This window comes from Chelativorans xinjiangensis, assembly GCF_009812055.1.
Classification (GTDB): Bacteria; Pseudomonadota; Alphaproteobacteria; order Rhizobiales; family Rhizobiaceae; genus Chelativorans; species Chelativorans xinjiangense.
The window spans coordinates 1-11,477 of record NZ_WQNH01000087.1 but is presented as its reverse complement, the minus strand read 5'-3'; the positions used below and the strand labels follow the sequence as shown (position 1 = coordinate 11,477).

Annotated in this window: 11 protein-coding genes; 8 read left to right on the top strand and 3 right to left on the bottom strand. The window is 65.7% G+C overall.

Annotated elements, in window-relative coordinates; all coding sequences use genetic code 11:
- Positions 1-234: 234 nt before the first annotated feature.
- Together GM910_RS26190 and GM910_RS26185 are read right to left on the bottom strand one after the other, a co-directional pair.
- On the bottom strand, positions 235-1,134 hold the full coding sequence (locus tag GM910_RS26190) for a CHAD domain-containing protein (RefSeq protein WP_159593723.1): 900 nt from the start codon (positions 1,132-1,134) through the stop codon (positions 235-237).
- Positions 1,131-1,601 (bottom strand): CYTH domain-containing protein, encoded by a 471-nt coding sequence (locus tag GM910_RS26185; RefSeq protein WP_159593721.1) that lies wholly within the window; start codon positions 1,599-1,601, stop codon positions 1,131-1,133. The genes GM910_RS26190 and GM910_RS26185 overlap by 4 nt, the downstream gene beginning before the upstream one ends.
- Positions 1,602-1,700: 99 nt before the next feature.
- On the opposite strand from GM910_RS26185, the gene GM910_RS26180 reads away from it, so the two are divergent.
- The 6 genes from GM910_RS26180 (at position 1,701) to mbfA (ending at position 6,791) form a co-directional block, all read left to right on the top strand.
- A complete protein-coding gene (locus GM910_RS26180) occupies positions 1,701-2,399 on the top strand; it encodes a CerR family C-terminal domain-containing protein (protein WP_159593719.1) in 699 nt (232 codons plus the stop codon).
- Positions 2,396-3,343 (top strand): HlyD family secretion protein, encoded by a 948-nt coding sequence (locus tag GM910_RS26175; RefSeq protein WP_159593716.1) that lies wholly within the window; start codon positions 2,396-2,398, stop codon positions 3,341-3,343. Before GM910_RS26180 ends, GM910_RS26175 begins: the two co-directional genes overlap by 4 nt.
- 105 nt (positions 3,344-3,448) lie before the next feature.
- Positions 3,449-4,369: an ABC transporter ATP-binding protein gene (locus GM910_RS26170; protein ID WP_159593714.1), complete on the top strand. Its 921-nt coding sequence runs from the start codon at positions 3,449-3,451 to the stop codon at positions 4,367-4,369.
- A complete protein-coding gene (locus tag GM910_RS26165) occupies positions 4,366-5,499 on the top strand; it encodes an ABC transporter permease (protein ID WP_159593712.1) in 1,134 nt (377 codons plus the stop codon). The genes GM910_RS26170 and GM910_RS26165 overlap by 4 nt, the downstream gene beginning before the upstream one ends.
- A complete protein-coding gene (locus tag GM910_RS26160; RefSeq protein WP_159593725.1) occupies positions 5,499-5,720 on the top strand; it encodes a DUF2283 domain-containing protein in 222 nt (73 codons plus the stop codon). Before GM910_RS26165 ends, GM910_RS26160 begins: the two co-directional genes overlap by 1 nt.
- Before the next feature lie 87 nt (positions 5,721-5,807).
- The gene (gene mbfA / locus GM910_RS26155) at positions 5,808-6,791 is read left to right on the top strand and encodes an iron exporter MbfA (RefSeq protein ID WP_159593710.1); all 984 of its coding nucleotides are present in this window, start codon (positions 5,808-5,810) and stop codon (positions 6,789-6,791) included.
- 203 nt (positions 6,792-6,994) lie between these two features.
- On the opposite strand, the gene gyrB is transcribed toward mbfA, so the two are convergent.
- The gene (gene gyrB / locus GM910_RS26150) at positions 6,995-9,442 is read right to left on the bottom strand and encodes a DNA topoisomerase (ATP-hydrolyzing) subunit B (protein ID WP_159593708.1); all 2,448 of its coding nucleotides are present in this window, start codon (positions 9,440-9,442) and stop codon (positions 6,995-6,997) included.
- 218 nt (positions 9,443-9,660) lie between these two features.
- Here gyrB and GM910_RS26145 point away from each other — a divergent pair, with 218 nt between their 5' ends.
- A complete protein-coding gene (locus GM910_RS26145) occupies positions 9,661-10,632 on the top strand; it encodes a complex I NDUFA9 subunit family protein (RefSeq protein ID WP_159593706.1) in 972 nt (323 codons plus the stop codon).
- Between the two features lie 7 nt (positions 10,633-10,639).
- Positions 10,640-11,401: a sulfite exporter TauE/SafE family protein gene (locus GM910_RS26140; protein ID WP_159593704.1), complete on the top strand. Its 762-nt coding sequence runs from the start codon at positions 10,640-10,642 to the stop codon at positions 11,399-11,401.
- Positions 11,402-11,477 lie beyond the last annotated feature (76 nt).

Below are 11,477 nucleotides of genomic sequence, written 5' to 3'. Positions count from 1 at the left end.
CGCCAGTAAAATGCGCCGCGCAAACTGGAATAGAGACTTCTTCCATGAGCTCTTTACTCATATGCGATAGCCCTGCCCTCGTGGGGGATCAGCCATCGCTTACACCCCGCCCGTTCTGGAACGTCGGCGATTGGCGAAAGCGGCCTGTGACAGCCAATCTCCCCCCTTGCGGGGGAGATGGCCGGCAGGCCAGAGGGGGCGTGAAGGGGCGCGACGAAAACCGCAACTGTAGTGCTAAGCAGCCTTGCGCATCTCGCGCTCAATCTTCGATCGCAGCTTCTTGCCTTCTCCTTCCAGGAGGGCCGCGGCTTGGCTGAGGCATGCCTTGCGCAGCGTCTTTTCCCGGGTGGCGAGAAGCTTGCGGAAGGTGCTGACGGCGTCGGGTGCCGCGATCTCCGCCTCCTCCTGGTCGAGCATGTGGTACATGGCGCAGATGTCGTTCAGTTCGCCCAGCTTCTCGGCCAGCCGGTCGGCGCGGCGCCGGTGCGCCGGCGTTCGGCCGGGCCACATATGGCCGAGCAGGCTCAAATGCATCCAGTGATATTTCAGCGCCTTGCGCAGCTCGTGAAAGTCCTCGGCCCCGCCGCCCTTCTTCGCCATCTTCAGCGCCCTGCGCGCCGTGGCCACCATGGCGCGGGCGCCGCGGGCCAAAAGCCGGGCGCCCTCCTGCCTTGTGCGGGGAAGGGCGAGCGCCTCGAGCGCCGCCTGCGCTTCGGCAAGGGAGGCGAGCGCGGCCGGCACGGCGTCCCGCTCCGCATGCTCGCGCACGATGCGGTCGCGGCGGTTCTCCAGATAGGTCCGGATGACCGCCAGTTCGGCAGCGGCCCTGGCGCCGGGGCCGGTGGTAAAACGATCCAGCGTTTCGACCAGCGCATCGGCGTCGCGCGCCGCCGACAGGCTGCGCGCCATATCGCGGAAACGCCGGTTTTCGCGCGCGTGGAAGTCTTCGTCGCCCTCGCGCACCAGCTTGATGAGCCCGCGCAGCCTTTTCAGCCGCTTGCGCGCCCCGTGCAGGGAGTGCTGACGCCCTTCCGGCGCCTCCCGCAGCAGTGCGGCGATGGTGGCTATTTCGTCGCCGGCAATTCGCCGGACCTCCACATCGACGGGGAGAGCCGGATCGAAGCAGTAACTCATTCGGTGCACTCCGGCAGACCGTTCACGGCGAGCGAGGCGTTATAGTATGCCGGCTTGCCGGTTATTTCCAGACCGAGCCAGGGCGGCAAATCGTCGTCCGCCACCGTGTCCGCCGTCTCCAGTTCGGCGATGACGAGCCCGGAAAGCGAGCCGGCAAACACATCTACCTCGTAGAGATAGCCACGGTGGCGGACGAGGTGCCGCACCTTCTCGATAATTTTGCCGCGGGCGAAGGCTTCCATCTGTCGGGCATCGGCCAGGGGAATGGGATACTCATACTCGTCCCGTACCCGTGCATGGGCGCCGAGCTTGAGCGCCAGCGTGGCGCGCCCTTCCTTGAGGCGCACGCGCAGGGAGCGGTCCGACCCCACAAAGAGATAGAACTGGCGGATAGCGAGAACCTCCGCAGCCTCGTCGCGCCAGGCCTCGCTCGCGACCAGGAATTTACGCTCGGTTTCCTTGGCCATCTGTCCTCCTGAACGCATAGAAGCGCGCCGCGCCCGGCGACGCAAGGGCCGGTCCGATACACGGTTGACATTAATCAATCGATTGATTAAAAACCCATCATGGCTAGACAAGAACTCGACATCAAGGAAAGGGCGGCCCGTCTCACCAGCGCCGAACGCACGCGCGAGGCGCTGATCCGCGCGGGGCTGCGGCTTTTCGGCGAAAAGGGCTTCGAGGCCGCCTCGACGCGCGAACTCGCCGCAGCGGCGGGCGCCAACATCGGCTCCATCGCCTACCATTTCGGCGGCAAGGAAGGCCTGCACGGGGCTTGCGCGGACTATATCGTCGGCATGATCTCCAGTGTTGCCGAAGATACGCTGGGCGATGTGGCGGCGCCGTTGTCCCATCCCATCTCGCCAAGGCAGGCGCGGGCCATGCTGGGCCAGGCGCTGCAGGCCATGGTGGGCTTTATTGTCCAACGGCCGGAGGCGGGCGAGATCGTGCAGTTCATCCTGCGCGAGCTGACGCATCCCACGACCGCTCTCGACACGATCTATGCCGGCATCTTTGAGCCCCTGCACAAGCGGCTGTGCGGCCTCTGGGAGGCCGCCACCGGAGAGCCCGCCGAAAGCGAGCGCACCAAGATCACCGTCTTCACGCTGATCGGGCAGGTGGTCTATTTCCGCATCGGCCGCGAAGCCGTGAAACGCCGCATGGGCTGGCGCGACATCGGCAAGCGCGAGGCCGCCGCGGTGGTGAGCGTGGCCACCGGCAATCTTTCCGCCATTCTGGACGCACGAGGGCGCAGAAAATCATGAGCATGCTTTGCGCAATACCCTTTGCCGCCGCACTGTTTTCCGCGTGTGCCGCGCCCGGGCCGCTGGCGGTGGGCTATGTGGAGGGCGAATACGTGCTCCTGGCACCAACCGAGGTGGGCCAGGTGCGCTCCATCGCCACGCGCCGAGGTGCGCGGGTGGAGGAGGGCGAGACCGTGGCGCGGATGGAGCAGACCGACGCCAAGATCGCCGTCGCCCAGGCCGAGGCCGCGCTGGCCGAGGCGGAGGCGCAACTGGCCAATCTGAAGCAGGGAAAACGGCCCGAGGAGATCGCCGTTCTGGAAGCGACGCTTGCCTCCGCCAATGCGCAGGTTGCGGAAGCCGAACGCGTGTTGACACGCACGGAAGACCTCTTCAGGCGTGGTATCGCCACGCAGGCCGAGCTCGACAAGGCACGCACCGAGGCCGAGCTTGCGCAAGCACGCGTCGGCGAGGCGGAGGCGAACCTGGCGGTCGCCCGCCTGCCCGCCCGCGCGCAGGAGATCGACGCCGCCGAAAAGCGCTGGGAGCAGGCGAAGGCCTCGCTGAACGAGGCGCACTGGCGACTGTCCGAACGTGAGATCAAGGCGCCGGCTGCCGGCCGCGTCGACGACATCGTGCGCAATCCCGGCGACGTGGCCGGTCCCTCGGCCCCCGTCATCTCCATGCTGCCGGACGGCGCGGTGAAGCTGAAGCTCTACGTGCCGGAGCCTTCCTTCTCCGCCGTCGAGGTGGGCTCGCTGCTCGCCGTCAGCTGCGACGGCTGCCCGGCGGGCCTCAGGGCACGCGTCTCCTACGTCTCGCCGGACCCGGAGTTCACACCGCCGGTGATCTATTCGCTGGAGACACGCCAGAAGCTCGTCTTCCTCGTCGAGGCCAAGCCGGAGGGAGACGGGGCGGAGCGGCTGCAGCCCGGGCAGATCGTGGATGTGGTGATAAGTGAGTAGGGAATAGTGAATGGCGAATAGAGCGTGCTGGCGCCGTTTCCAGATCTAACCTCCCCCCAACCACTACTCACTATTCACTTCTTACTACTCACTGGAGTTCCGACGATGCAGCACGCCATAGACGTCCATGACCTCGTCAAGAGCTTCGGCGACAAGACCGTCGTCGATCACGTGTCCATGACGGTGGATACGGGCGAGATCGTCGGCTTCCTCGGTCCCAACGGTTCCGGCAAGACGACCACCATCCGCCTGATGTGCGGGCTTCTGACGGCGGACGAGGGCCACGGCCAGGTACTCGGTTACGACCTCAGGACCGAGCCTTTGAAGATCAAGCGCGAGGTCGGCTACATGACCCAGCGCTTCTCCTTCTACGAAGATCTGACGATCGCCGAGAATCTGGCCTTCGTCGCCAGGCTCTACCATATGAAGCCGGCTAATGAGCATGTCGACCGAACACTTGAGGACCTGGGCCTGACGACGCGGCGCAATCAGCTTGCCGGCACGCTGTCGGGCGGCTGGAAGCAGCGCCTGGCGCTGGCAGCCTGCATCATGCACAAGCCGAGGCTCCTGCTGCTCGACGAGCCGACGGCAGGCGTCGACCCCAAGGCGCGGCGCGACTTCTGGGACGAGATCCACCGCCTGGCGGCCGACGGGCTGACGGTGCTCGTTTCCACCCATTACATGGACGAGGCCGAGCGCTGCCACCGCATCTCCTACATCTCCTACGGCAAGATGCTGGCCAGCGGCACGGTCGCCGAAGTCGTGCGCGACGCCGGGCTGACGACGTTCGTGGTCGAAGGGCCGGGCCTGGAGCGCATGGCGCGCGAGATCGAGAAGCTGCCGGGCGTCGAGCAGGTGGCGCCCTTCGGCGCGACGCTGCACGTGGTGGGCTCTGATGAGCAATTGCTGGGTGCGGCGCTGGAGGAGATCGGCAGCCGCCCCAGCGTGACGGTGGCGCACGGCGAAACCAGCTTGGAGGACGTCTTCATCCAGTTCATGGGCGATGCAACGGACAACATGTCATGAAGAGGTTCTTCTCCCTCGGCCGGCTCGGCGCGCTGCTCTTGAAGGAGTTCATCCAGATGCGACGCGACCGCATCACCTTCGCCATGATGCTGGGCGTGCCGCTGATGCAACTCGTCTTGTTCGGCTACGCCATCAACAACGACCCCAAATACCTGCCCGCCGCGCTGGTGACCACCAGCCAGGACCACTACACCCGCGCCATGGTCTCGGCCCTGGAACTGACGGACTACTATCGCTTCAACCACGTGGTGGGGAGCGCGGCAGAAGCGGAAGCGCTGATGGAGAGCGGCGCGGTGGCCTTCATCGTCACCATTCCCGCCGATTTCTCGCGAAAGGTGGATCGCGGGGAGCAGGCGCAGATACTCATCGAAGCCGACGCCACGGACCCGTCGGTCGCCAGCGGCGCGATCTCGACGCTCGGCACCGTGGCGAGCCAGGCACTGACGCGCGAGCGCGGCATCACGCCCGCCGAGGCGGAAGCCGGCGGCGGGCTCGATGTGGTCGTCCACCGCCGCTACAACCCCGAGGGCCTCTCGCAATACAATATCGTGCCGGGCCTGCTCGGCGTCATCCTGCAGATGACCATGGTCATGATGACCTCCATCGCGCTGACCCGCGAGCAGGAGCGCGGCACGATGGAAAACCTGCTCGCCATGCCGGCAAGCCCGTTGGAGATCATGCTGGGCAAGATCCTGCCCTATTTCGCGGTCGGCGCCGTGCAGGTGGCGGTGGTGCTCACCACCGCCGGCCTCCTCTTCGGCATCCCCTTCGTCGGCGGCATGTCGCTGCTCTTGTTCGCCGTCTTCATCTTCGTGATGGCGCTGGTGCTCCTCGGCTACACCATCTCCACCATCGCCAGGACACAGATGCAGGCCATGCAGCTCACCTTCTTCTTCTTCCTGCCGTCGATCCTGCTTTCCGGCTTCATGTTCCCCTTCCGCGGCATGCCGCAATGGGCGCAATGGATCGGCGAGACCTTTCCGCTCACCCATTTCCTGCGCGTCATCCGCGCCGTGATGCTCAAGGGCGCCGACCTGCCGGCCGTGGCCTTCGAGACCGGCATCCTGGCGCTCTTCATCCTCATCTATGCTGCAATCGCGCTGATGCGCTTCAGGAGGACGCTGGATTGATGCGGCTCAAGATCGAATATGACGCGGACACCGACGCCGCCTATGTCCACTTCACGGCGGCACCCGTCGTCGAGAGCGCGGAAATCTCGCAAGGGATCGTGCTCGACTACGACGAAGCCGGTCATATCACCGGCATGGAGGTACTGGACGCGAGCGCCCACCTGCCGCCAACACTCCTGAGGCGGCGGCATCTGCGCTCCGTTCGCGCCTTGCATCCTTAACGGGGCATCCTTAACGGGGCATCCTTGACGGGCCGTTGCTCCGGTCTTAGTTTAGAATTATTCTAAACTAACTGGACTCCCCGCCTCATGTTCACCCGCCTCTTCGGCTTCAACCGCCGTGCCTTCTCCTCACTCTCGGAGCAGGAGGTTCTGGCATTGGCGATCTCCTCGGAGGAGGACGACGCACGCATCTATCGCGCCTACGCCGACGGCCTTGCCGACGATTATCCCCATTCCGCGGCGATGTTCGAGGATATGGCGGAGGAAGAAGACCGGCACCGCGCTTCCCTGATCGAATTGCACCGCCAGCGCTTCGGCGAGCGCATCCCCTTGATCCGCCGCGAGCACGTGCGCGGCTACTATCAGCGCCGGCCGGACTGGCTGGTGCGGCCGCTGGGCCTGGAGAATGTGCGTGCCCAGGCCGCGCTCATGGAGGAGGAGGCGCAGCGCTTCTATATCGAAGCCGCCAGGCGCACACAGGACGCCGCCACCCGCAAGCTCCTGGGCGACCTGGCCGCCGCCGAGCAGAAGCACGAATCGCTGGCCGAGCACCTTTCGGAAAAGCATCTCGGCGCCGAGGCGCGCGACGAGGAGGCGCGCACCGAGCGGCGCCAGTTCATCCTCACCTACGTGCAGCCGGGGCTGGCCGGGCTGATGGACGGCTCCGTCTCAACGCTTGCCCCCATCTTCGCCGCCGCGTTTGCCACCGGCGACACGTGGCAGACCTTCCTCGTCGGGCTTGCCGCCTCCATCGGCGCCGGCATCTCCATGGGCTTCACCGAAGTCGCCTCGGACGACGGCGTGATCTCCGGGCGCGGCTCGCCCATCAAACGCGGCCTCACCACCGGCATCATGACGACGCTGGGCGGCCTCGGCCATGCGCTCCCCTACCTCATCCCGGATTTCTGGACGGCGACAACCATCGCCATCATCGTCGTCTTCTTCGAGCTGTGGGCGATCGCCTTCATCCAGAACCGCTACATGGAAACGCCCTGGAGCCGCGCCACCTTTCAGGTGGTGCTCGGCGGCGCTCTGGTGTTCGCGGCCGGCATGCTGATCGGCAACGCATAGTTCCCTCCCCCTGGGCTTGTCGAAGGGTAGGCAGGGCTATCGCATATGAGTCATTTTTGCCGGCTTCGCCGGGACCCCCCACCCTCAATCCCTCCCCACAAGGGGGAGGGAAGTAGGTCGAGCACGGCTTCGTCCCCTCCCCCTTGAGGGAGGGGTGAGGGGTGGGGGTCCGGCGAAGCCGAACAAGAATCAAGGGAGAGCGCTTAGACGTCCAGATTGGCCACCGACAGCGCGTTCTCCTGGATGAACTCGCGGCGCGGCTCCACTTCGTCGCCCATGAGGCGCGAGAAGAGGGAGTCGGCGTCCGTCGCGTCGGTCACCTTGACCTGGAGGAGCGAGCGGGCGTTGGGGTCGAGCGTAGTCTCCCAGAGCTGCTCGGAGTTCATCTCGCCAAGGCCCTTGTAGCGCTGCATGGTGAGCCCCTTGCGGCCGGTGGCGAAGATGGCTTCGAGCAGCGCCATCGGCCCGGAGATGGTCTCGGACTTGTCGCTGCGCCTCAGGACGGGCGGTTTTCCGTACACCTCCTGCAGGCGCCCCGTATAGCGGTCGATGGCGCGTGCATCGGCCGAGCCGACGAGGGCGGCGTCGAGGATGATGACGTCGCGCACGCCGCGCACGGTGCGCTCGAAGAGATAGCCGCCCGCACCCTCGTTGGACGGGTTGAGCCGGCCCTGCCAGCCGCGTTCGGTCTCTTCCGAGATGATGTCGAGGCGGCGTGCCACGTAAGCAGCCGCCTCGGTTGCGCGGGCCGGATCGGCGAGCACGGCGGCGTTCAGCGCGCCGGCGATGGCCGCCTGCTCGACCACGGAGCGGTCGTAGCGGGTGTGCAGGCCGTTGATGAGCCCGCGCACGGCGCGCGCATCCTCCACCACCTGCTTCAGGTCGTCGCCCGCGCGCACCTCGCCGTTGACAAGCTCGAGTGAAGCTTCCTGCAGGCCGGTGTCGACCAGGAACTCCTCGAAGGCCGCCTCGTCCTTGACGTACTGAACGGACTTGCCGCGCGTGATCTTATAAAGCGGCGGCTGGGCGATATAAAGGTGCCCGCGCTCGATCAGCTCCGGCATCTGCCGGAAGAAGAAGGTGAGAAGCAGCGTGCGTATATGGGCGCCGTCGACGTCGGCGTCCGTCATGATGATGATCTTGTGGTAGCGCAGCTTCTCGGGGTTGAACTCGTCCTTGCCGATGCCGGTGCCGAGCGCGGTGATCAGCGTGCCGATCATGTCCGACGACAGCATGCGGTCGAAGCGCGCGCGCTCCACGTTGAGGATCTTGCCCCTGAGCGGCAGGATAGCCTGGTTCTTGCGCGAGCGCCCGCTTTTGGCCGAGCCGCCGGCCGAATCGCCCTCGACGATGAAGATTTCGGACTTCGCCGGATCGCGCTCCTGGCAGTCGGCCAGCTTGCCGGGCAGCGAGGTGATGTCGAGAACGCCCTTTCGGCGCGTCAACTCGCGGGCCTTGCGCGCCGCCTCGCGCGCGGCGGCTGCCTCCACCACCTTGCCGACCAGCACCTTGGCTTCCGACGGATGCTCCTCGAGCCAGGTGCCGAGCGCCTCATTGACGAGGCTTTCCACCACGGGGCGCACCTCGGATGAGACCAGCTTGTCCTTGGTCTGCGAGGAAAATTTCGGATCCGGAACCTTTACGGAGAGAACCGCCGTCAGCCCCTCGCGGCAGTCGTCGCCGGTCAGCGAGACCTTTTCCTTCTTCGTCAGGCCGGAGACCTCAGCGTAACTCGTGACCTGCCGCGTCAGCGCGCCGCGGAAGCCCGCCATGTGCGTGCCGCCGTCGCGCTGGGGGATGTTGTTGGTGAAGGCCAGCACGTTCTCGTGGTAGGAATCGTTCCACCACATGGCCACCTCGACGGTGATGCCGTCGCGCTCGCCGGCAATCGCAATGGGATCGGCAATCAGCGGCTTCTTCGCCCGGTCGAGGTATTTGACAAACTCCTCGATGCCGCCCTCATAGAGAAACACCTGTTCCTTGACGTCGGCATGGCGGCGGTCGGTCAGAAGGATGCGCACGCCAGAGTTCAGGAAGGCCAGTTCGCGCAGGCGGTGCTCCAGCGTGCCGTAGTCGAACTCCGTCATGGTGAAGGTCTCGGTCGAGGGCAGGAAGCTCACTTCCGTGCTCGTCTCACCGCCGGCATCGCCGGTGACGGCCAGCGGCGCATCGGCCACGCCGTGGGTAAAGCTCATCTCGTGGATCTTGCCCTGGCGGCGGATTTTCAGCTTCAGCCAGGCCGACAGAGCATTGACGACGGAGACGCCGACGCCGTGCAGGCCGCCGGAGACCTTGTAGGAGTTCTGGTCGAATTTACCGCCCGCGTGGAGCTGGGTCATGATGACCTCGGCCGCCGAGACACCCTCGCCGGTGTGCACATCGGTCGGAATGCCGCGGCCGTTGTCGGTCACCGTGCAGGAGCCGTCGGGGTTGAGCGCCACCGTCACCAGCGTCGCATGGCCTCCCAACGCCTCGTCGATCGCGTTGTCCACCACCTCGTAGACCATGTGGTGCAGGCCGGAGCCGTCGTCCGTGTCGCCGATATACATGCCGGGGCGCTTGCGGACGGCATCCAAACCTTTGAGAACCTTGATGGATTCGGCGCCGTATTCGGCCGGTTCGCCGGGGATTGTTTCGGGCGTGTCGCTCATCAAATGCTTTCGTTAAGGGGGGCGCCATCGAAGGCGCTTGGAGATGCCGCGAATCAACGGCTGTTATCGCCTAAGATATAGGCGTTTCAATGGATTTTTCCAAGTTTTGCCGGCCGACGAGGCTGCGGATGAAAAGCCGCGTTCACGGGCCTTTGCCTTTGGCGGAAAAGGCGATTATGAAGCGCGGTAACAGGGATAAAGCAAGAGACCGAGGCACCATGGCAACCATCAGCCAGAGACCCAAGCTCGTCACCGTGTTCGGCGGCTCCGGATTCGTCGGCCGCCACGTGGTGCAGGCGCTGACGCGGCGCGGCTATCGGGTGCGGGTCGCCTGCCGCAATCCGCACGCGGCGGTGCACGTGCAGCCGCTCGGCAATATGGGCCAGGTGCACGCAATACAGGCCAACCTGCGCTACCGCTGGTCGGTCGACCGCGCCGTGGATGGTGCGGACCACGTCATCAATCTCGTCGGTATCCTCTACGAATCCGGCCGCCAGCGCTTCGACGCGGTGCAGAATTTCGGCGCCCGCGCGGTGGCGGAGGCCGCGCGCGCCGCCGATGCCGGCCTTACCCAGGCCTCGGCCATCGGCGCCGACCTCAACTCGCCGGCAGCCTACGGCCGCACCAAGGCCGAGGGCGAGCAGGCGGTGCTGGAGACGGTGAAGAATGCCAACATCATCCGCCCCTCCATCATCTTCGGGCCGGAAGACTCCTTCTTCAACCGCTTCGCCAACATGGCGCGCTTCTCGCCTTTCCTGCCGCTCATCGGCGGCGGGCACACGAAGTTCCAGCTCGTCTATGTGGGCGATGTGGCGGAAGCCTACGCGCGGGCCGTGGACGGGGCGCTGGAGCCGGGCGCAACCTATGAACTGGGCGGGCCGCAGGTGCTGACGTTCCGTGAGTGCATGGAGGAGATGCTGGAGGTCATCAACCGCAAGCGGCTTCTCGTCTCCATCCCTTGGCCGATCGCTCGCCTGCAGGGCCGCATTCTCGGCATGCTGCCGAAGCCGCTGATCACGCTCGACCAGGTGCGCATGCTCGAAGTGGACAACGTGGTCTCGGAAGAGGCCAGGGAGCGCGGACATACGCTGGAAGGGCTCGGCATCGCCCGGCATTCCATCCAGGCCATCCTGCCCACCTATCTGTGGACCTACCGGCCGGCCGGCCAATTCACCCTGCCGCAGGCCTGAGGCGGGATTGGACGCGCTGGCCAGCCTCCTGCCGGAGGGTCTCGGCGCCACGGCGGGGCTCGTTCTCGTCATTGCCAGCTTCTTCACCTCGGCGCTCACCGCCGTCTTCGGGATCGGCGGCGGGGTGGCGATGCTGGCGCTGCTCGGCCTCTTCATCCCCGTCGCAGCCCTCATCCCGGTGCATGGGCTGATCCAGCTCGGCTCGAATACCGGGCGGGCCTGGCACCAGCGGGCACATATCGTGCGCGGCATCGCAGCGCCGTTTATCGCGGGAAGCGTGGTGGGTGCCGTCGTCGGCACCTTTTTCGTCGTCCAGCTTCCCGATGCGGTGCTGAAGCTTGTGCTCGGCCTCTTCGTGATCGCCGTCACCTGGACGAAGATACCGGGGGCGGCCAAGATCGGCCGCGCGGGACTTGTGGCGGGCAGCGCGCTGCTGGCGCTCCTGAGCATGTTCTTCGGCGCCACGGGGCCGCTGTTTGCCGCCGCCTTCTCGCAGATCATCACCGACGACCGCAAGGCGCTGATCGCCACCCAGGCGGCGGGCATGACGATCCAGCACGCTCTCAAGGTGGTGGCCTTCTCGGTCGCCGGCTTCGCCTTCGCGCAGTGGCTGCCCTTCATCGTCGTGATGATCGCCTCGGGCTATCTCGGCACCCTTTACGGCACCCGGCTCCTGGAAAAGTTCCCCGAGGAAAGCTTCCGCCGCTGGTTCCGCATCGGCTTAACCTTGCTGGCACTGGACCTCGTGCGGCGGGGACTAGTTGTTTAGTCCCGGCATTTGATAGATTGGATCGAGCCTGAAGCGTTCGGGCTCCTTTGTCCAGCATTTGCAGATGTATTCGTAG

Bases quoted from the DNA above. Each gene is read 5' to 3' on its own strand.
- GM910_RS26180 (WP_159593719.1), top strand. From the start codon at position 1,701: ATGGCTAGACAAGAACTCGACATCAAGGAAAGGGCGGCCCGTCTCACC.
- GM910_RS26165 (WP_159593712.1), top strand. From the start codon at position 4,366: ATGAAGAGGTTCTTCTCCCTCGGCCGGCTCGGCGCGCTGCTCTTGAAG.
- GM910_RS26175 (WP_159593716.1), top strand. From the start codon at position 2,396: ATGAGCATGCTTTGCGCAATACCCTTTGCCGCCGCACTGTTTTCCGCG.
- gyrB (WP_159593708.1), bottom strand. From the start codon at position 9,442: ATGAGCGACACGCCCGAAACAATCCCCGGCGAACCGGCCGAATACGGC.
- GM910_RS26145 (WP_159593706.1), top strand. From the start codon at position 9,661: ATGGCAACCATCAGCCAGAGACCCAAGCTCGTCACCGTGTTCGGCGGC.
- mbfA (WP_159593710.1), top strand. From the start codon at position 5,808: ATGTTCACCCGCCTCTTCGGCTTCAACCGCCGTGCCTTCTCCTCACTC.
- GM910_RS26170 (WP_159593714.1), top strand. From the start codon at position 3,449: ATGCAGCACGCCATAGACGTCCATGACCTCGTCAAGAGCTTCGGCGAC.
- GM910_RS26160 (WP_159593725.1), top strand. From the start codon at position 5,499: ATGCGGCTCAAGATCGAATATGACGCGGACACCGACGCCGCCTATGTC.
- GM910_RS26190 (WP_159593723.1), bottom strand. From the start codon at position 1,134: ATGAGTTACTGCTTCGATCCGGCTCTCCCCGTCGATGTGGAGGTCCGG.
- GM910_RS26185 (WP_159593721.1), bottom strand. From the start codon at position 1,601: ATGGCCAAGGAAACCGAGCGTAAATTCCTGGTCGCGAGCGAGGCCTGG.